Genomic DNA, 19,610 nt, shown 5'->3' on the forward strand with positions numbered 1-19,610 from the left:
AGTGCGTCGTTGGTCACGTCAGTGCATCCTGAACAGTCGTGCTGAGACCCGCACACCAGCCACGCTTCGAGCACCGCCGGTCGATAGTGGAACCGGAACAGTCGGGTCGCGAGCCATCCGCACAGGAGGCCCATGCCGCGAACGCGGCCGCCCCGCCAGTCGATCGACCGGGCGTCAGTGGAACCGGAACAGTCGGGTCGCGAGCCATCCGCACACGAGGCCCCACGCCGCGAGCACGGCTACACCGAACCAGTCGATCGACCCGGTCAGGGCCGCATCCAGTGCATACGCCAACGCACCGGACGGGATGAGCCGGGCGATGACGGTGAGTGCGGTGGGCAAAGAATCGACGAGGACCAGGCTGGCGATGCCGAGCATGATGAACCACAGGATGTTGGCCAGCGCCAGCACGACTTCGGCCTTGAGCGTCCCGCCGAGCAGCAGACCCATCGCCGCGAAGGTGGCGGTGCCGAGCGCGATCACCAGTGCACCGAGCGCGAGTCCGCCGATGCCGGGTCGCCAGCCGAGCGCGACACCGATCGCCCCGAGCAGGATCGCCTGCAGCACCACCACGATCAGCACGGCCGCGCATTTGCCCGCGATCACACCCCAGCGGGGCAGCGGTGTCGCACCGAGCCGTTTGAGGGCGCCGTAGCGGCGGTCGAAGCCGACGGCGATGGCCTGGCCGGTGAACGCGGTCGACATCACCGCGGTCATCATCACCATCGGCACGATCCGGTCCACCCGGTGCTCGCCCAGGTCGCCGAACGGCAGCAGGGTGAGCCCGATGAGCAGCGTGATCGGGATGAACATGGTGAGCAGCAGCTGTTCGCCGTTGCGCAACAACAGTTTCAGCTCGAGCGCGGTCTGCGCGGTGAGCATGGTGGCCCGGGAGGCGGGCCGCGGGTCGGGGGCGAACGTGCCGGGCAGGAAACGGCTGGTGGTCTCGCTCATCCGCGCAGGTCCCGTCCGGTCAGTTCGAGGAAAACGTCTTCCAGGCGTCGCTGGTCGATGCGGATGTCGGTGGCGAGCACGTCCATCCTGGCGCACCACGCGGTGACCGTGGCCAGCACCTGCGGGGTGATCTCGCCCTCGATCAGGTACATCCCCGGTGTCGTCTCGTGTGGTGAGAAGCCTTCCGGCAGAGCCGATTTCAACAGCGCGATATCGAGTTTCGGTGGGGCGCAGAACCGCAGCTGACCCGCCGCGCCGTGCGCGGTGACCTCAGCGGGTGTGCCCTGGGCGACGATCCGGCCGTGATCGATGATCACGAGGTGGTCGGCGAGTTGCTCGGCCTCGTCCATCATGTGCGTGGTGAGCACGACACTGACGCCGTCGCGGCGCAGAGCGTCGATGAGCTCCCAGACGATCAGCCTGGCCTGGGCGTCGAGACCGGCGGTGGGTTCGTCGAGGAACACGATCTCGGGCCTGCCCACCAGTGCGCACGCGAGCGCGAGCCGCTGCTGCTGACCACCGGACAGGCGTCGATAAGGAGTGCGGCGACTGTCCTGCAGGCCCAGCGTCGACAGCAGCCAGTCGGGGTCGATCGGATCGGCGGAATAGGCCGCGACCAGGTCGAGCATCTCGCCCGCGCGGGCACCGGGATAGGCGCCGCCGCCCTGCAGCATCACACCGATGCGCGGCCGCAATTGCTCGGAATCGGCGATCGGGTCGAGTCCGAGGACACGGACCGAGCCCGCGTCCGGGCGCACGAAGCCCTCACACATCTCGACGGTGGTCGTCTTGCCTGCGCCGTTGGGGCCGAGCAGCGCGAACACCTGCGCCCGCTCGACGTCGAATCGGAGACCGTCCACCGCGGTGGTCTCGCCATAGCGCTTGACCACACCGTCGACGCTAACGGCCGGTCCTGGGCGACTTGTCACAACTGCGCCTCGCTAGCGCTCGGCTCCGTCGCGCCAACTTGTGCTGCGCCATTGGTTCGCTCGCTGCGCTCCCTCACGAGTTCACACGGTAAGCCGTGCCCTCCTGTGACGGAGCCGACACCCCCGGCTGCGCCCGCCAGGGCAGGGTGTGCCGGGTGAGCGCGAAGAACAGCGCGAAGCAGATCACGGCGGCGAGTGCGGCCCCGACGATCTGAAAGACCTGGAATTCCGCGCCGCGCGGCATCGTCAGCATCGAGGGAATCGCCGAGAAGGCGATGGCGGGGATCCGGAAGGCGGGTTGTGTCGCCCACGCTGCCAGCGGCACGATCGCCCACAGCAGGTACCAGGGTTGGACCACCGGGAACAGCAGCACGATCGCCGCGAGGGAGACACCGAGCGCGCCGACCGGATGGAGTCGGCCCATGCCGGTGGCGACGAGCATGCGGACGGTGATGAACGCTGCCACCGCACCCGCGATCGGGCGGGTGATCGACAGCAGTGCGGTCGTATGGTCACCCAGGCCGAGCAGAACGCCGCCGAATCCGGTGACGATCCCGACGATGGTCGGCAGTGACATCCAACTGCGCACCGCGCCCGCGACACCGAGGGTGTGGACCCAGCCGAAGCCGAGCCCGCTGATGATTCCGATGAAAAGTGTTGTCGCCACGGCGATTACGCCCAACATCGTCGCCGACTTGAGGAGGGAGGTGAAGGTGCCGCCCCAACGCCTGGCCAGTGCCATGCCGACGAAGCCGAGCGCGATGATCGAGGTGAGTTTGAACGAGGACGACAGGGTGATCACTATGGCGCCGCCGATCAGCAGGCCGTAGGCGCGGCCGTCGAAGGGCGGCCGATTCGTTGCCGTCAGCTGGTCGGGTCTTCCTCCTTCGCCGTAGATCGCGCGCAGCGTCAACTCCACACCGGCAAGCATCAAGCCGAGCATCAGTGCGTCGTTGTGCACGCCGCCGACCAGGTGGAGGAGTACGAGCGGATTGGCCGCACCGAGCCACAACGCACTCACCGGCGCCACTCCGCATCGCACCGACAACCGCGGCAGCGCCCACACGATCAAGGCGACCCCCGCCAACGCCAGCAACCGGTGCGCCCACACCCCGGCGATGATGTTCTCCCCGGTCAGTTCCGCTATCCCGCGGCCGATCCACAGAAACAACGGCCCGTACGGCGCGGGTGTATCCCGCCAGATCGTCGGCACATTGTTGGTCAGCACATTATCGATCCCGAGTCCGGCGACCGGTCCCTCGGAATACGGATCGATGCCACGGGCGGCGATCTCACTCTGCGCCAGATAGGAATAGACATCGTTGCTGAACATCGGCGGCGCCACCGACAGCGGAATGATCCACAGCAGCAACGTGCGATCCAATTGCGAGCGGCTCAGCCGGTGCAGCGGTGACCCCGCCAGCCCGCCGATCGCGAAGCGCCCCAACAGCAACCACGCGCCGATCACCAACGCGGTGCCGAACATACACATGGCCAGCGATCCGGTGTGCGCTCGCGCGAAGATGCCGAGCACCCGCACGCCCGAGACCGGATTCTGGTGCACCGGTTGGGCGCCGATGCCCAGCGCCGCGATCGCCATCAGCACCGCGCCGGTCGCACCCATCAATCGGATCCGGTCCAGTTGGGCGCGTTCGCGCTTGTCGAGTCCAGGCACCTCGGTCTCGTCGCGGTGCAGCACCGCGACGGTGTGATCGGGCGTCGACACATCGAGCCCGAGAGCTCGCCGCCCGAACGCCAGTGTCTTGCGCGCCGCGCCCTCCAGTACCGCCACGAAGTCAGAGCCTAGTGTGCGCGGGCGCGCCGGGGTTCGTCAGTCGTTCGCGCACGGTCGTCGCGACGGCGAAGCTCGCCAGGTTTCGCCCGGTCGGAGCGAACTACCTCGGTACTTCGACAGCGGTAGGCGCGGTGACGACCGGTGCTCCCACCAGCACCGGCTGCGAGCGCAACGAGAGCGCGGCGGCGATGATCACGCCAACGCAGATCACCGCGACCGCGCCGAGCGCCGCCCAGCCGATGCGCTGCGCGGACGGCTGATCACGGGCCTTCAGCCAGGTCGGCACGAACAGGATGCCGAGCGCGCTCAATGTGCCCGCCGCCAGACCGCCGAGGTGGCCCCACAGCGAGATCCCCGGGATCGAGAAGCTGATCAGCACGTTCACGCCGATGACCACCAGCATCGGAGTCGGGCTCTGCCGCAACCGGATCAGCGTCACCGTCACCGCACCGAACAAGCCGTACACCGCACCGGACGCACCGGCCGTCGCCGTGATCGAGTCCGACAACACCATCACCGCCGCCGACCCACCCAGCAGCGACACGAGATACACACACGCGAACCGGACCCGGCCGAGCACCTGTTCGAGGTCGCGCCCCACCACATACAGCGCGAACATATTGACCAGCAGATGGATAGCGCCGTAATGCAGGAACCCCGACCCGAGCACCCGCCACCACTCGCCGTCGGCCACCAGCAGCGGCACCAGCACGAACTCCCGGAACACCGACGACCCGCGATAGTTGTCCATCGGGCTACCGGCCTGCGCCGCGGTGATCACATAGACCAGCACGTTGATCGCGATCAACCCATAGCTCACATAGGGGACCGCACCGCCTTGGCGCGCACCGCTGACGGTCCGCACCGGTCGCACATCCTGCTGTCCCTGCCGCACGCAGTCGACGCAGTGCTGCCCGACCGAAGCCGGTCGCAGGCACTCGGGACAGGCAGGCCGACCGCATCGCGTACACGCGAGTCCGGTAGGCCGATCGGGATGACGGACACACGTGGGTGTGAGCGGGTTCGACACCCTGCCATCGTGCCAGACCCCGACCCCCGCTCGCCGCGTTCGCTACCGGGAAGTTGGACGGTCGATCGCAAAATCGCGGTGTGAATATCGTCGCCGAGCAACGCCGTGAGAGCGTGATTGCGCACTGTCCGGCGTCGGCGTCGGCGTTGCTGCGAGCCGAGTAGTCCAGGTGAGCGGCCTGTGCGATGGGTCACCCGGTCTAGCATCGGCGATCGGTCCGCAGGGTCCGCACCTGGGGTTTTACCGGTCGGGGGAATGCTCGGATGATCTTCATCGCAGGTCAGGGCACCCTTTGTCAGGTGACCCTTATTAGATTTAGGGAAGCAATTCCGCCACACTGGTGTTGTGAAAACCGTGGGTTTGCGGACAGACGTGGAAAGTGGCGGTCGTAAGACGGCCGGCGCTCGGTCGTCTGCTGTGCCCGCGGTGGCCGCGCAGGAGGGGCAGACCCGGGCGGCCATCGTCCAGTTGCTCCTGGAACAGGGTCCGATCACCGCCACCGCGATCGGCACCGAACTCGGCCTCGCGCCCGCCGGGGTGCGCAGGCACCTCGACGCGCTCATCGACGCAGGCCAGGCTCGGGCGAGCCGTTCGGCGCCGTGGCAGCAGAAGGGTCGCGGCAGGCCTGCCAAGCAGTACCAGCTCACCGCGGCGGGCCGGGGCAATCTCGGCCACGCCTACGACGATCTGGCCGGGGCGGCGATTCGTCAGCTCGGCGAGATCGGTGGCGACGCCGCGATCGCGGAATTCGCCCGCAAGCGGGTTCGGGTGATCGTCGAGGGCATCGAGCCCGTCGCCGACCACACCGCGCCGGTGATCGAGGCCAAAGTCGAGGAGATCGCGGAAGCGTTCGCCGAAGCCGGTTTCGCCGCCACCACCCGTCAGGTCGGCGCCGGTGTGCAGATCTGTCAGCATCACTGCCCGGTTGCGCATGTGGCCGAAGAGTTTCCCCAGTTGTGCGCCGCCGAATTGGACGCTTTCCGCGACCTGCTCGGCACCCACGTGCAGCGACTTGCGACGATCGCCAACGGCGATTGCGCCTGCACCACCCACGTACCGCTGGTCGCGGTGCCGAAGATCCCATCCGCCGCACAGCCCGCGGCGGGACGTACGAACGACTCCGGAAGGAGTGCCGAATGACGACCCCTACCGACCAGGTGCAACCGCTCACCCAGGACGAAACCATCGCCTCGCTGGGCACCTACGGTTACGGCTGGTCCGACTCCGATGTGGCCGGCGCCAGCGCACAACGTGGCCTGTCGGAGGCCGTCGTCCGCGATATCTCGGCGAAGAAGAGCGAACCCGAGTGGATGCTGGACGTGCGCCTCAAGGCGCTGCGCATCTTCGATCGCAAGCCCATGCCGAACTGGGGTTCCGATCTCGGTGGCATCGACTTCGACAACATCAAGTACTTCGTGCGTTCGTCGGAGAAGCAGGCCGAGAGCTGGGAAGACCTGCCCGAGGACATCAAGAACACCTACGACAAGCTGGGCATCCCCGAGGCAGAGAAGCAGCGTCTGGTCTCCGGTGTCGCCGCGCAGTACGAGTCCGAGGTCGTCTACCACTCCATCCGTGAGGATCTGGAGCAGCAGGGCGTGATCTTCCTCGACACCGATACGGCGCTGAAGGAGCACCCGGAGATCTTCCAGAAGTACTTCGGCTCGGTGATCCCCGCCGGTGACAACAAGTTCTCCGCGCTCAACACCGCCGTCTGGTCGGGTGGCTCGTTCATCTACGTGCCGCCGGGCGTGCACGTCGACATCCCGCTGCAGGCCTACTTCCGGATCAACACCGAGAACATGGGCCAGTTCGAGCGGACGCTGATCATCGTCGACGAGGACGCCTACGTCCACTACGTCGAGGGTTGTACCGCCCCGATCTACAAGTCCGACTCACTGCACTCGGCGGTCGTGGAGATCATCGTGAAGAAGGGCGGCCGCTGCCGCTACACGACCATCCAGAACTGGTCGAACAACGTGTACAACCTGGTCACCAAGCGGGCCAAGGCCGAGGCCGGCGCCACCATGGAGTGGGTCGACGGCAACATCGGCTCCAAGGTGACCATGAAGTACCCGGCGGTCTGGATGACCGGCGAGCACGCGCACGGCGAGGTCCTCTCGGTCGCGTTCGCGGGCCCCGGCCAGCACCAGGACACCGGCGCCAAGATGCTGCACCTGGCCCCGCACACCTCCTCGACCATCGTGTCGAAGTCGGTGGCGCGTGGTGGCGGTCGCGCGTCGTACCGCGGTCTGGTCCAGATCAACAAGGGCGCCAACGGTTCCAAGTCGACCGTGAAGTGTGACGCGCTGCTGGTCGACACCATCAGCCGCTCGGATACCTACCCCTACGTCGACATCCGCGAGGACGACGTGACGATGGGTCACGAGGCCACGGTCTCGAAGGTCTCCGAGGAGCAGCTGTTCTACCTCATGAGCCGCGGCATGACCGAGGACGAGGCGATGGCGATGGTGGTGCGTGGCTTCGTCGAGCCGATCGCCAAGGAATTGCCGATGGAATACGCATTGGAACTGAACCGGCTCATCGAGCTGCAGATGGAAGGGGCCGTGGGCTGATGTCGACGCTCGAGACGCCGATCCAGAACCCTGGCGCGGGCGCCGCGGTCAACAAGGGCGAGGTCTTCACCTCGTTCGATGTCGACCAGTTCGAGATCCCGTCGGGTCGCGACGAGGCGTGGCGGTTCACCCCGCTGCGCCGCCTGCGCGGCCTGCACGACGGCACCGCCGTTGCCGATGGTGTCGCAGGAGTCGAGGTGAGCGAAGTCGCCGGTGTCACCGTGGAAACGGTGGGCCGCACCGACTCTCGCCTCGGCCAGGCCGGTACCCCCGCCGATCGTGTTGCCGCCCAGGCCTATTCGGGCTTCTCCGAGGCGACCGTGATCACGGTCGGCCCGGAAACCGAAGTGTCGGACCCGGTTACGGTCACCATCACCGGTCCCGGTGAGGGCAAGACCGCCTACGGTCACCTGCAGATCCGCCTGGACAACTTCGCCGTCGCCACCGTGGTCATCGACCAGCGCGGCAGCGGAACCTACGCCGAGAACGTCGAATTCGTGCTCGGTGACAGCGCCAAGCTCACCGTCGTCGCGGTCCAGGAATGGAACGAAGACGCCGTGCACGTCACCGCGCATCACCTGAAGCTGGGCCGTGACGCGAACCTGCGCCACGTGTCGGCCACGCTGGGCGGCGACCTGGTTCGCCTGTCGGGCACCGTGCGTTACGCCGGTCCGGGTGGCTTCGCCGAGCTGTTCGGTCTGTACTTCGCCGATGCCGGTCAGCACTTCGAGCAGCGTCTGCTGGTCGATCACGCCGAGCCCAACTGCAAGTCCAATGTGCTGTACAAGGGCGCGCTGCAGGGTGATCCGAAGTCCCCGAAGGGTGACGCTCGCACGGTCTGGATCGGCGATGTGCTGATCCGCGCCGCCGCCGAGGGCACCGACACCTACGAGGCCAACCGCAACCTGGTGCTCACCGACGGTGCGCGCGCCGATTCGGTGCCGAACCTGGAGATCGAGACCGGCGAGATCGCCGGTGCCGGACACGCCAGTGCCACCGGCCGTTTCGACGACGAGCAGCTGTTCTACCTGCGCGCTCGTGGCATTCCCGAAGACGTCGCCCGCCGACTGGTCGTGCGTGGCTTCTTCTTCGAGATCATCCAGAAGGTCACGGTCCCCGAGGTCCGAGAGCGGCTCGAGGCGGCCATCGAGGCCGAACTCGCCACTGTCGGCATCTGACACCCACTTACTTACCGAAGGATTCTGATTCGATGACCACCTTGGAAATCAAGGACCTGCACGCCGAGATCACCACCCCCGAGGGTGAGTCCAAGCAGATCCTCAACGGCGTGAACCTCACCGTGAAGTCCGGCGAGACGCACGCCATCATGGGCCCCAACGGCTCGGGCAAGTCCACGCTGTCCTACGTGATCGCGGGTCACCCGAAGTACACCGTCACTCAGGGCACCATCACCCTCGACGGCGAAGACGTCCTCGCGATGTCGGTCGACGAGCGTGCCCGCGCGGGCCTGTTCCTGGCCATGCAGTACCCGGTCGAGGTTCCCGGCGTGTCGATGTCGAACTTCCTGCGCACCGCCGCCACCGCCGTGCGCGGCGAGGCCCCCAAGCTGCGCACCTGGGTCAAGGAAGTCAAGGAGTCGATGAAGGAACTCGACATCGACTCGGCCTTCGCCGACCGCTCGGTGAACGAGGGCTTCTCCGGTGGCGAGAAGAAGCGTCACGAGGTGCTGCAGCTGGGTCTGCTCGCGCCCAAGATCGCGATCCTGGACGAGACCGACTCCGGCCTCGACGTCGACGCGCTGCGCATCGTCTCCGACGGTGTGAACCGCTACAAGGAGCGCACCGACGGTGGCGTGCTGCTGATCACGCACTACACCCGCATCCTGCGCTACATCAAGCCCGACTTCGTGCACGTGTTCGTCAACGGCAAGATCGTGGCCGAGGGTGGCTCCGAGCTGGCCGATGAACTCGACGCGAACGGGTACGAGCGCTTCACGTCCGCGACCGCTGGAGCCTGATATGACCGCTACGGTGCCAGCTCTCGACGTAGCTCGGATCCGCGCCGACTTCCCGATCCTGCACCGCACGGTGCGGGACGGGAAACCGTTGGTGTACCTGGATTCCGGTGCGACCTCGCAGCGTCCGCTGCAGGTGCTGGACGCCGAGCGCGAATTCCTGCTCACCCGTAACTCCGCGGTGCACCGTGGTGCGCATCAGCTGGCGGAGGAGGCGACCGACTCCTATGAGGAGGCGCGCGCCGATATCGCCCGCTTCGTCGGTGCCGACACCGGCGAGATCGTGTTCACCAAGAACGCGACCGAGTCGCTGAACCTGGTGGCCAACGCTTTCGGTGACGACCGGTTCCCCTACAAGGTCGGCCCCGGTGACGAGATCGTCATCACCGAGCTCGAGCATCACGCGAATCTCGTTCCGTGGCAAGAGCTTGCGCGGCGCACCGGTGCCACTCTCAAGTGGTACGGGATCACCGACGACGGTCGCATCGACCTGGATTCGCTCGAACTGTCGTCCGCGACAAAGGTTCTCGCGTTCAGCCATCAGTCGAACGTGACCGGCGCCGTCGCTCCGGTGGACGAATTGGTCCGCCGCGCAAAGGCAGTCGGCGCGCTCGTCGTGCTCGATGCCTGCCAGTCGGTGCCGCACATGGCGGTGGACTTCCACGAGCTCGGTGTCGACTTCGCCGCGTTCTCCGGCCACAAGATGCTAGGCCCGATGGGCGTTGGCGGACTGTACGGCCGTCGCGCGCTGCTGGAGGAGACGCCGCCGTTCATCACCGGTGGGTCGATGATCGAGACCGTCACGATGGAGAAGACCACCTACGCGCCGCCCCCGCAGCGCTTCGAGGCAGGTACTCCGATGACGTCGCAGGTGGTCGGGCTGGCCGCCGCGGTGCGCTACCTCGAAGACCTCGGCATGGATGCCGTTGCCGCACACGAGCATTCGCTCACCGGTGCGGCGCTGGACGGACTGTCGGGGATCGACGGGGTGCGGATCATCGGACCCAGCGAGAACTCCGATCGCGGTGGCGCGGTGTCGTTCGTGGTCGACGGGATCCACGCCCACGATGTGGGCCAGATCCTCGATGACCAGGGTGTCGCCATCCGGGTCGGACACCACTGCGCCTGGCCGCTGCACCGCAAGTTCGGTGTCGCCGCCACCGCGCGTGCCTCGTTCGCCGTCTACAACACCCTCGACGAGGTCGACGCACTGGTTGCCGCCGTGCGGAAGGCCAAGAGCTTCTTCGGAGTTGCGTAAGTCATGCGTATGGAGCAGATGTACCAGGAAGTGATCCTGGATCACTACAAGCACCCGCACCACCGTGGGCTGCGGGAACCGTTCGGTGCCCAGGTGCACCACGTGAACCCGACCTGCGGTGACGAAGTGACCATGCGCGTGCAGATCGACGACGCGGGCGAGGTCGCCGACGTCTCCTACGACGGACAGGGCTGCTCGATCAGCCAGGCCGCCACCTCGATCCTCACCGATCAGGTGATCGGGCTGCCGGTGCAGCAGGCGCTGAAGGTGGTCGACTCGTTCAGCGAGATGATCTCCAGCCGCGGCACCGTCGAAGGCGACGAGGACATGATCGGCGACGGCATCGCCCTCGCCGGCGTGAGCAAGTACCCGGCGCGCGTCAAGTGCGCGCTGCTGGGCTGGATGGCGTTCAAAGACGCTGTCGTGCAGATCAGTTCGGCCGAGGAAACCAAGGCACCGATCGGAAATGGGGAGTCTGCCACATGAGTGAGAGCACCGATACCGCACAGACCCCGGAAGCCGTCGAGGCCGAGGTCGCCAAGCCCGCCGAGGTCGAGTTGACCCCCGAGCAGGCCCAGCACATCGACGATCTCGAGGAAGCGATGCGCGACGTCGTCGACCCCGAACTCGGCATCAACGTCGTCGACCTCGGCCTGGTCTACGGCCTTTCGGTCGACGACGAGAACATCTGCACCCTCGACATGACGCTCACCTCGGCGGCCTGTCCGCTGACCGACGTCATCGAAGACCAGTCCCGCAACGCGCTCGTGCGCAGCGGCCTGGTCGAGGAACTCAAGATCAACTGGGTCTGGATTCCGCCGTGGGGCCCGGACAAGATCACCGACGACGGCCGCGAACAGCTGCGCGCCCTCGGCTTCACGGTGTAGCACAACACGTCTCGGGCCCGGATCCTATGCGGATCCGGGCCCGTCATGTTCTTCCGGTATTGCACTGACCGGTGCGATTGTGATCTTGCGCCGTGCGGTTGGCTGTCACCGGATATTCGATGATCATCTTGAAGGTTCCGGACTTCCGGAACAGCTTTCAAGAGGAGAACTTTCGGATGAGTTTCATGGGTAAGGTCGGCTTCGCCGTGGCGGCGTCGGTTCTTGCGGCCGGGTCGGTGCTGGGTGCCGGTGCGGCGAACGCGCAAAGTCTGCACGGCGCGTTCGCCGTCAGCCAAGGGCAATGGACCTACGAGTCGAGTTTCGACTGGCCGAGCCGCGAGGCCGCAGAGGAACGCGCGCTGGAGCGGTGTGGTTACGACGACTGCAAGGTCGTGCTCTCGTGGGCCAACGGCTGCGGAGCGATGGTGTGGAACGACGGTTCGACCGTAGTGGCATCGGGGCCCACCCGCAGCGACGCCATGCGAAACGCCGTCAACAAGCTGTCCGAACGTGCGCCGCTGGCAATGCTGGCGAACTTCGGGTCGTCGGATCTGAGCGGCAACAAGGTCGTCGAAGTGGTCTGCACGTCGAACGCCCGCTGACCCGTACCTGACCCTCGGGGACCCGGATTCGAATGGATCCGGGCCCCCGGGTGTTCGGTGTGATCATGCGCTGACAGTGGTGATGTGATATTTCACCGCGGGGTTGGCTATCACCGGTAGTTCGGTGATGATCTGAAAGGTTCCGGACTTCCGGAACAGCTTTCAAGAGGAGATCTTTCGAATGAGTTTCATGGGTAAGGTCGGCTTCGCCGTGGCGGCGTCGGTACTTGCGGCCGGATCTGTGCTCGGTGCCGGTTCGGCGAGCGCGGCAGGCGACCAGTGGGCGTCGATCGCGTTGAGCGACGGCCAGGCCATCTACGGCATCAGCGTCAACGAGGCCACCCCCGAGGCGGCCGAAGCCGCCGCGATCGCCGACTGCCACCTGGCGGACTGCAATGTGGTGACGACCTGGGCCAACGGCTGCGCCGTGCTGGTCGAGAGCGACAACGGCATCGCCTGGGCGACAGGCGCGTCACGGGCGGAGGCAGAGCGTAAGGCCTACGAGAACCTGTCCGAGCTGACCCCGACCGCGCTGCTGGCCAACACGGGCTCGGCGGGTATGAGTGGCTCCGAGGTCGTCGACGCGATCTGCACGGCGAACGCACGCTGATCACCGCATAGCGATCAGGCCCGGATCCTCGCCGAGGATCCGGGCCTTTGTCGTTGTGCGCTAAGCGTTTTCGGCTGCGGCGACCGTGTCGAACCACGCGCTGATCATGTCGGCGGTGCCTGCGATGATGGCGTCGAGTTCAGCGTCGTCGAGTTCGACCGAACGCAACGCGGTGGCGAAGCCCGCGTTGAGTACGACGAAGGCCATCACGTCGATGTCGGCGTGCTTGATCGGGCCGATCATCTGGAGGATGTAGAGCTTGATCAGCATCCGCAGTCGGGGTTCGAATTCGGGGATACCACTGCCGTGGAACTGCAGATCGGTGACAAGGGCCCGCACGAGCGGTCCGTTGGAGACGAGGATGTCCACGGCCGAGCGGATCAGACCGACCACTGCCTCGCGCGGGGATTGTTCCGAGCTGTTGGTCAGCAGCTGGCTGTAGCGGTCTTCTACCTGCAGAAACAGGCTGTCGTTGAGTTCTTTGACGATCTCGTCGCGGTCGTTGAAATACCGGTACAGCGTGCCGATGCTCATGCCCGCTTCGGTGGCGATCCGGTTGGTCGAGGTGTTGCCGATGCCGCGGGTACCGAAAAGATGAGCAGCGACCGAGAGAATGCGTGTTCGCGTCTCCTTCGCCCGGTCCTGCTTGGGGCGTTTGCGCTGCTTATCGGCTTGCGTTGGCATTTTTCGACCTCGACGGAAAGAAGAGTAGAAGGTGAGCTGTTGCTCACCCTACAGTCATGATCACAGAGAAACCGAAGTGCGGTCATCACATAGGCCAACACGACCGAGGCACAACCACTACCGGCGACGCCGGGGTGTAGAAGGAGGAGTCGACGATGACGATCCCACTGGACGAGACGGCCCTGTGGCAGCCCCTGCGTGACGTCCGGACGATGACCAGCCGATTGGTCGGTCATTTCGTCGACAACGTCGCGACCTGCCGGACGCTACCCGGCGATGTGATCTCCGGCGACGTCACCTCGGTCACCCGGATGTGTCTGGAAATCGTCGGCGGCATGCTGGACGGCCGCGACGAGGAGGTGAAACTGAACCGGCTCGCGGTGGCGGCGGCGGGCTGGGCGCGCGAGGGTGTGCCGATCGACACGATCCTGCACGCCTTCCACGAGGGCTTCCGGCTCGCTTTCGACACGGTCTACGACGAGGTAGGCGATGCCGATCGCGCGAGCTTGATCCACGGCTTCCGCCGAACCGTCGAGATCTCGGATCTGTTGTGCACCACCGTGACTCGCTCCTACATCCGCGAGCACCGTGAGGCTGTCGGGGAGCATCACACCGCCGTGCACACGCTCACCTCAGCGCTGCTGGCCGGTCAGTCGACGGTCACGATGGCGCGCGAGGTCGGGATCACCGTCGCCGACGCGTATTCGGTGCTCGCCCTCTCGATCGGGGCCCATCCCGACGAGCGCGATCCGCGCGTGAACGGCGCGGTGGTGGCCCGGCGCAAGCTGCGCCGGGTGCAGACGGCATTGGCGCACCGCTGCGGCGAGCAGGTGCTGTCGCTGCTGTCGGTCGACGGTGGAACCCTGCTGATCCCCTCCGATCTGCTGGTCGACGAGCAACTCGACGCCCTGGTCGAGGCGCTCTCGCGCGCCGCGCACGTCGAGGTCACTGCCGCTCTGGTGCCCGCCGCCACCGATGAGATCCCCGACGCGGCCCAGCGCGCCCACGAACTCCTCGACATGGTGGAGCGCCTCGACAGTGCCCCCGGCCTCTACCGCTTCGGCGACCTCGCCCTGGAATACCAGCTCACCCGCCCCGGCCCCGGTCGCGCCCGCCTCGGCGAACTCCTCGCTCCCCTCGACAACCACCCTGAGCTCTACGAAACTCTGCGCGTGCACATCGCCAACAACATGAACCGCCAGCGCACCGCACGCCTGCTGCACATCCACACCAACACCGTCGACTACCGCCTGCGCCGGGTAGCCCAGCTCACCGGCCTCGACCCCGCTCAGTCCTCGGGCCTGTGGCAACTGCGCTCGTCGATGATCGCGCGCAGCTTCCACACCGGCCCCGCGACCATCGGAGTCGAAACCACCGGCCCCCGCCGCGCCCCCTACGCCGCCTCCCTCGACGGCATCCGTTCGGCTTAGACCGCCACGACGACCTTGCCTCGCAGCTCGCCTGCTTCACTGCGGCGGTGCAGGGTGGCGAGGTCGTCGAGGGTGTGCCGCTCGGAGATGTCGAGGGTGAGCTCGCCTCGGTCGATCAGGCGGACCGATCTGGCCAGGTCGACTGGGTCGTTGTCGGCGACGATGTGCGTCGAGTTCGGTGCGGTGATGACATCGGTCGCGGAGACGATCCGCCCGTCGGCCCCGGCCAGCGAAGTCAGCACGTTCGATCGCGTAGCGCCGAGTGGTACGAGGTTGACCACGACGTCGACCGGGTCACCGATCACCGCTTCGACCGCCGTGGTCGTGTAATCGATGACCGTGTCGGCGCCCTGCGCTCGGACCGTCGAGGCGCTGCGCGGCCCAGCCGTAGCGATCACCCGTGCTCCGGTTCTCTTGGCCAATTGCACTGCGAACCCACCGATTCCACCACCGGCACCATTGATCAGCACTACCTCGCCTTCTGTCAGTCGGGCAGCTTCGATTACCTGCCACGCGGTCAAGCCGGCGAGGGGGAGCGCGGCGGCGTCGGCGAGCGGGACGGTGGTCGGCGCGCTGACCAGCGCCGAGGCATCCGCGACCGCGTACTCGGCGGCCGCACCCTCGATCCACCCGATCACTCGATCGCCGGTCCGGTGACCGCCCACGTCCGGTCCGACGACTACGCCGGCGACATCCCAGCCCAACGTCAACGGGAAGTCGGTCGCCACTATCGCGCGCAGCAACCCCGCGCGCAACGCCGCCTCGGTCGGATTCATCGAAGTTGCCGCTACCTTGATCAGCACCTGCCCGGGACCCGGTGTCGGACAGGGTATTTCATCGACCGTGATGACGTCGGCGGTGCCGAATTGATGGATCCGTGCAGCTCTCATTCATCGACCGTAGAGGCGTTGATCGAGACGAACAATGCTTCGAAGTCTCTGTTTCCATCGCGATCGTCCTAAGCTGGTCGGGTGGACGTGCTCAGTGATGTGCTGTCGATTCTCCGCACCGGCCGCCCCAGGTCCTTCCTGCACACCTGGCAGGCGCCGTGGACGCAGCACTTCACCCCGGTCCAGGCGCCGTCGGGTTCCGAGTCGTGGTCGCGGGTCGGTGTGTTCTGACCTCGGGTGCGGGCGAGTCGGCCGAGCCCGGCACGGTTGCCCTCAGTTGTCCGCGGCTGTCGAACTTCTCACCGGGGAGTTGGAACACCCCGGCCCTGGCACGGACGGAGTCGTGCCGTCTCTTCTCGACGTCGTTGTGCACTACGCGCTGCGGACATGGCTGGAGTTCAACGCAACCACCACCCACACCGGTTGGTCGGCAGCACTTCGCGACCCAGTCGTCAGTGCCGCGCTGGCGGCTATCCATCAGGACCCCGCCCATCCGTGGACCGTCGCCCGGCTGGCCCGTCGTGCCGACACGACCAGGGCTCCCTTTGCGAAACGATTCGCCGATCTCACCGGCACCCCGCCGATCCACTACCTCACCTGGTGGCGCATGACCCTCGCCGCCCGCGCGCTACGCACCACCGACGCACCGCTGACAACCATCGCCCACCAGGTCGGCTACACCTCCGAGTTCGCCTTCGCCACTGCCTTCAAGCGCCGATTCCTCAGGCCGCCAGGCGAATACCGGCGAACGCACCAACGGGGCGAATAGGGCTTGCGCAAGCCCCGACCTCATAATATGGTTAATTTGACTAAAACCAGGAGGGGTAATGACCGTCGAGCATGTCGAGCAGTTGCGCGAGGCGATCGCGCAGGGTGCTACGCCGAAGTACCTGGCGTTCTGGGGGCACAGTCCGCGTCGGGACGCAGCGCTCGGGTCGAGTTGCCTGAGTCAGTGGTGGCCGGCGACATTCGAGGTCGACGGGGTGGAATTCGCCAGCGCCGAGCATTACATGATGTGGCGGAAGGCGTTGCTGTTCGACGACGCGGCCACGGCGGCGAAGGTGCTCGAGGTCGGTCATCCGAGTCAGGCGAAGAAGCTCGGCAGGCAGATCCGGAATTTCGACGAAAGCGTCTGGGTGGGTGCGCGATTCGACATCGTGGTCACGGGGAGTGTGGCCAAGTTCGGGCAGGACGACGGGCTGCGGAAGTTCCTGACCGGCATCGGGTCTCGCGTGCTCGTCGAGGCGAGTCCGGTCGACCGGATCTGGGGGATCGGGTTGGCCGCCGACGATCCTGCCGCGACGGAGCCCGATCGATGGAGGGGGCTCAACCTGCTCGGGTTCGCGTTGATGCGGGCGCGGGATGAGCTGGTTGGTCGGTAGGTGACGGCCGATATCTGAGGCAGCAGGGGCACGGAGTGAACAGCTCTGTGCCCCTGCTCGTTTCAGCGGCGCAGCACCTTCCTGGCCAGCCAGTTCCCGAAGAACTGCACACCCTGCACGCCGACGATGATGATGAGCACCGCCACGAGCGTGACCTGCCACTGGAACTGCTGATACCCGTAGACGATGGCGAAATCACCGAGCCCGCCACCGCCGACCGTCCCCGCCATCGCCGAGATGTCGACGATCGAGATCACCACGAATGTGTAGCCGAGAATCAACGGGCCCAACGCTTCCGGGATCAGCAGCGTGACAATGATCCGCAGCGGACCCGCGCCGATCGCACGCGCCGCCTCGATCACCCCGGGATCGACGGTCACCAGGTTCTGCTCGACGATTCGCGCGATGCCGAACGACGCGGCGACGATCATCACGAACAGTGCCGCCTCCGAACCGATCGTCGTGCCGACCACTTCCAGGGTGACCGGACCGAGCGCGGCCAGCAGAATGATGAACGGAATCGGGCGCACGATATTGACGAACACATTGAGTACGAAGTAGATCGGCGCGTTCGCCAGCAGTCCACCCTTGCGGGTCGTGTAGAGCGCGGTCCCGAGGACGAGCCCGATCGCCCCGGCCACCACGAACGTCACACCGACCAGGTAGATGGTGGTCCCGATCGCCTCGAACAGTGTGGGCCGCAGTTTCTCCCAGTTCGTTTCCATCAGCCCGCCTTCCGTTCCAGGTCGGCGACAACACGATCCACCGCGGCATCGAGACCGTGCAGTGACAACGTGACACTGCCGAAGGTCTTGTCCTGCAACGTGCTCACCCCGCCGTAGACGATCTCGAAGCGCACGTCGGCGGCCGTCGCGGCGGCCAATGCCGCGCCGAGCCCGCTGTCGTCATCGATGTCGACGGTGACCAACCGGCCCCCGTGTAGTTCCTGGAGGCGTTCCAGTTCCGTCGCATCCGGTCGGTTGTGCAGCACGGTCGCTACGAAGGAACGCGTAGGCGTGGCCTGTGGCGCGGCGAAAACATCGAAGGTGCAAGCCAATTCGACGATCCGCCCCTCGGCCAGCACCGCCACCCGGTCGGCGACCGCCCTGATCACATCCATCTCATGGGTGATCACCACGATGGTCACCCCGAGTTCGTCATTGATCTTCTTCAGCAGTCGCAGCACCTCGCCGGTGGTTTCCGGGTCGAGCGCGGAGGTTGCCTCATCGGCGAGCAGCAGTGACGGCGACGTCGCGAGCGCCCTGGCGATCCCGACCCGTTGCTTCTGCCCGCCCGAGAGTTGATCGGGGTACGCGCGCGCCTTGTCGGTGAGTCCCACGAATTCGAGCAACTCGGCCACGCGGGCCTTGCGCTCGGCCCGTTTCCAGCCCGCCACCTTGAGTGGATGCTCGATATTGCCTGCGGCAGTGCGGGATCGGAACAGATTGAACTGCTGGAACACCATGCCGATATCGCGCCGCAGCTTGCGCACCGCCGCCTCCGGCACCCCGGTGATGGGGGTGCCGGAGATCGTGACAGTGCCCGAAGTCGGCTTGTCCAGCGCGTTGATCAGCCGCACCAGGGTGGACTTGCCCGCGCCCGAGTAACCGATCACCCCGAAGATCTCCCCGGGTTCGATCCGCAGGTCGATGTTCTCGAGAGCCGTGTGCTGGTCTTTGCCGCTGCCGAAAACCTTGGTGACGGAGCGGAATTCGACCGCCGCGTTCACTTGGTCGTACGGATGCCCTGCTGCACCCGGTCCAGGATCTGCTCGAGCTCGGGGCCGGTCCGGTTCACGGCGACCGCGGTACCCTTGGTGACCTCGGCGTGCGCGGCGGCCACGGCCGCGTCCTTCCAGATCTCGACCAGCTTCAGATACGTCGGATTCGTCTTGTCCTCGGCACGGCTGACGATCACATTGATGTACGGCTCAGCAGCGGGATTGTTCGGATCATCCTTGTACAGTGCCGATTTCGGGTCGACACCCGACCGCTCCAGGAAGGTGTTGTTGATGACCGAGCCGTCGACCGATGGCAGCGACAACGCGGTCTGGGCGGCGTCGACCGGCGTCACCCGCACCTTGGATGCGGCCTTGTCGATATCGGCGGGGGTCGGCTGGACCGAGGTGCCGGTGATCTTCAGCAACCCGGCCGCCTGCAGCACGAACAGTGCGCGCGCCTGGTTGGTCGGATCGTTGGGGATCGCGATCTCGCCGCCGGCCGGGATATCGGCCAGCGCCTTGTGCTTTTTCGAGTAAACGCCCAGCGGCACAATATAAGTCGAGCCGATCGGCGTGAGCGTGTCCGAACTCGCCACGTTGTACTGGCCGAGGAACTGCAGATGCTGGAACAGATTGAGGTCGATCTGCTTCTGCGACAGCGCCGTATTCGGCTGCTTGTAGTCGGAGAAATTGGTGACCTTCAGCGTGATGCCCTGCTCCTTGGCCTTCTGCTCGAAGACCTCGAACGCCTTGTCCTTGTCGGTGGTGCCGATCCGCACCACCGTGCCCGACGTGTCATCGGAGCCGCACGCGGTGAGGGTGAGGGCCGCGGTTGCTATCAACACCGGGATCGCCAGTGTCCGACGGAATTTCACGTGTACTCCCGAATAA

General features: G+C 66.1%; 22 protein-coding genes. 13 read left to right on the top strand and 9 right to left on the bottom strand.

The window, feature by feature from the left end:
- Positions 1–174: 174 nt before the first annotated feature.
- From ACFW6D_RS06125 to ACFW6D_RS06140, 4 genes are all read right to left on the bottom strand, one after another.
- Positions 175–954: an ABC transporter permease gene (locus tag ACFW6D_RS06125; RefSeq protein ID WP_379325282.1), complete on the bottom strand. Its 780-nt coding sequence runs from the start codon at positions 952–954 to the stop codon at positions 175–177.
- The gene (locus ACFW6D_RS06130) at positions 951–1,883 is read right to left on the bottom strand and encodes an ABC transporter ATP-binding protein (protein WP_379325284.1); all 933 of its coding nucleotides are present in this window, start codon (positions 1,881–1,883) and stop codon (positions 951–953) included. Before ACFW6D_RS06130 ends, ACFW6D_RS06125 begins: the two co-directional genes overlap by 4 nt.
- Positions 1,884–1,956: 73 nt before the next feature.
- Positions 1,957–3,675 carry a polyprenol phosphomannose-dependent alpha 1,6 mannosyltransferase MptB gene (gene mptB, locus ACFW6D_RS06135; protein ID WP_379325286.1) on the bottom strand — a complete coding sequence of 573 codons (1,719 nt, stop codon included), beginning with the start codon at positions 3,673–3,675 and terminating at the stop codon, positions 1,957–1,959.
- Positions 3,676–3,778: 103 nt separating this feature from the next.
- Positions 3,779–4,708 (bottom strand): rhomboid family intramembrane serine protease, encoded by a 930-nt coding sequence (locus ACFW6D_RS06140; protein ID WP_379325288.1) that lies wholly within the window; start codon positions 4,706–4,708, stop codon positions 3,779–3,781.
- A 345-nt stretch (positions 4,709–5,053) separates the two neighbouring features.
- On the opposite strand from ACFW6D_RS06140, the gene ACFW6D_RS06145 reads away from it, so the two are divergent.
- From ACFW6D_RS06145 to ACFW6D_RS06185, 9 genes are all read left to right on the top strand, one after another.
- Positions 5,054–5,848, top strand: coding sequence for a helix-turn-helix transcriptional regulator (locus ACFW6D_RS06145; protein WP_379325290.1), 795 nt, complete (start codon positions 5,054–5,056; stop codon positions 5,846–5,848).
- Entirely contained in the window at positions 5,845–7,281 is a 1,437-nt protein-coding gene (sufB, locus tag ACFW6D_RS06150) for a Fe-S cluster assembly protein SufB (RefSeq protein WP_379325292.1), read from the top strand. The genes ACFW6D_RS06145 and sufB overlap by 4 nt, the downstream gene beginning before the upstream one ends.
- Positions 7,281–8,459 carry a Fe-S cluster assembly protein SufD gene (sufD, locus tag ACFW6D_RS06155; RefSeq protein ID WP_379325294.1) on the top strand — a complete coding sequence of 393 codons (1,179 nt, stop codon included), beginning with the start codon at positions 7,281–7,283 and terminating at the stop codon, positions 8,457–8,459. The genes sufB and sufD overlap by 1 nt, the downstream gene beginning before the upstream one ends.
- A gap of 32 nt (positions 8,460–8,491) precedes the next feature.
- Complete coding sequence (sufC, locus tag ACFW6D_RS06160) at positions 8,492–9,259, top strand: Fe-S cluster assembly ATPase SufC (protein WP_379325296.1); 768 nt, start codon at positions 8,492–8,494, stop codon at positions 9,257–9,259.
- Position 9,260: 1 nt separating this feature from the next.
- A complete protein-coding gene (locus ACFW6D_RS06165) occupies positions 9,261–10,514 on the top strand; it encodes a cysteine desulfurase (RefSeq protein ID WP_379325298.1) in 1,254 nt (417 codons plus the stop codon).
- A 3-nt stretch (positions 10,515–10,517) separates the two neighbouring features.
- Positions 10,518–11,000, top strand: coding sequence for a Fe-S cluster assembly sulfur transfer protein SufU (gene sufU, locus ACFW6D_RS06170; protein ID WP_379325300.1), 483 nt, complete (start codon positions 10,518–10,520; stop codon positions 10,998–11,000).
- Positions 10,997–11,401 carry a metal-sulfur cluster assembly factor gene (locus ACFW6D_RS06175; RefSeq protein ID WP_379325302.1) on the top strand — a complete coding sequence of 135 codons (405 nt, stop codon included), beginning with the start codon at positions 10,997–10,999 and terminating at the stop codon, positions 11,399–11,401. Before sufU ends, ACFW6D_RS06175 begins: the two co-directional genes overlap by 4 nt.
- A 176-nt stretch (positions 11,402–11,577) precedes the next feature.
- Positions 11,578–12,003 carry a DUF4189 domain-containing protein gene (locus ACFW6D_RS06180; protein WP_379325304.1) on the top strand — a complete coding sequence of 142 codons (426 nt, stop codon included), beginning with the start codon at positions 11,578–11,580 and terminating at the stop codon, positions 12,001–12,003.
- A gap of 181 nt (positions 12,004–12,184) precedes the next feature.
- Positions 12,185–12,613: a DUF4189 domain-containing protein gene (locus ACFW6D_RS06185; protein WP_379325306.1), complete on the top strand. Its 429-nt coding sequence runs from the start codon at positions 12,185–12,187 to the stop codon at positions 12,611–12,613.
- Between the two features lie 60 nt (positions 12,614–12,673).
- On the opposite strand, the gene ACFW6D_RS06190 is transcribed toward ACFW6D_RS06185, so the two are convergent.
- Positions 12,674–13,297 carry a TetR/AcrR family transcriptional regulator gene (locus ACFW6D_RS06190; RefSeq protein WP_379325308.1) on the bottom strand — a complete coding sequence of 208 codons (624 nt, stop codon included), beginning with the start codon at positions 13,295–13,297 and terminating at the stop codon, positions 12,674–12,676.
- Positions 13,298–13,452: 155 nt separating this feature from the next.
- Here ACFW6D_RS06190 and ACFW6D_RS06195 point away from each other — a divergent pair, with 155 nt between their 5' ends.
- A complete protein-coding gene (locus ACFW6D_RS06195; protein WP_379325310.1) occupies positions 13,453–14,727 on the top strand; it encodes a PucR family transcriptional regulator in 1,275 nt (424 codons plus the stop codon).
- Here the strand turns inward: ACFW6D_RS06195 and ACFW6D_RS06200 are convergent.
- Entirely contained in the window at positions 14,724–15,617 is an 894-nt protein-coding gene (locus tag ACFW6D_RS06200) for an NADP-dependent oxidoreductase (RefSeq protein WP_379325311.1), read from the bottom strand. The genes ACFW6D_RS06195 and ACFW6D_RS06200 overlap by 4 nt on opposite strands.
- A gap of 81 nt (positions 15,618–15,698) precedes the next feature.
- Between ACFW6D_RS06200 and ACFW6D_RS06205 the strand changes: the two genes are divergently transcribed.
- From ACFW6D_RS06205 to ACFW6D_RS06215, 3 genes are read left to right on the top strand one after another with little or no spacing between them, the layout of a single operon-like run.
- Positions 15,699–15,848 (top strand): hypothetical protein, encoded by a 150-nt coding sequence (locus tag ACFW6D_RS06205; RefSeq protein WP_379325313.1) that lies wholly within the window; start codon positions 15,699–15,701, stop codon positions 15,846–15,848.
- Positions 15,838–16,386: an AraC family transcriptional regulator gene (locus ACFW6D_RS06210; protein ID WP_379325315.1), complete on the top strand. Its 549-nt coding sequence runs from the start codon at positions 15,838–15,840 to the stop codon at positions 16,384–16,386. Before ACFW6D_RS06205 ends, ACFW6D_RS06210 begins: the two co-directional genes overlap by 11 nt.
- A 58-nt stretch (positions 16,387–16,444) precedes the next feature.
- Positions 16,445–16,999: an NADAR family protein gene (locus ACFW6D_RS06215; protein WP_379325317.1), complete on the top strand. Its 555-nt coding sequence runs from the start codon at positions 16,445–16,447 to the stop codon at positions 16,997–16,999.
- Between the two features lie 62 nt (positions 17,000–17,061).
- Here the strand turns inward: ACFW6D_RS06215 and ACFW6D_RS06220 are convergent, their stop codons facing one another.
- From ACFW6D_RS06220 to ACFW6D_RS06230, 3 genes are read right to left on the bottom strand one after another with little or no spacing between them, the layout of a single operon-like run.
- Positions 17,062–17,724 carry a methionine ABC transporter permease gene (locus ACFW6D_RS06220; protein ID WP_379325319.1) on the bottom strand — a complete coding sequence of 221 codons (663 nt, stop codon included), beginning with the start codon at positions 17,722–17,724 and terminating at the stop codon, positions 17,062–17,064.
- Entirely contained in the window at positions 17,724–18,728 is a 1,005-nt protein-coding gene (locus ACFW6D_RS06225) for a methionine ABC transporter ATP-binding protein (protein WP_379325321.1), read from the bottom strand. Before ACFW6D_RS06225 ends, ACFW6D_RS06220 begins: the two co-directional genes overlap by 1 nt.
- Positions 18,725–19,594: a MetQ/NlpA family ABC transporter substrate-binding protein gene (locus tag ACFW6D_RS06230; RefSeq protein ID WP_379325323.1), complete on the bottom strand. Its 870-nt coding sequence runs from the start codon at positions 19,592–19,594 to the stop codon at positions 18,725–18,727. Before ACFW6D_RS06230 ends, ACFW6D_RS06225 begins: the two co-directional genes overlap by 4 nt.
- Between the last annotated feature and the right edge of the window lie 16 nt (positions 19,595–19,610).

It is taken from the genome of Nocardia sp. NPDC058705 (genome assembly GCF_042749305.1).
Taxonomy (GTDB): Bacteria; Actinomycetota; Actinomycetes; order Mycobacteriales; family Mycobacteriaceae; genus Nocardia.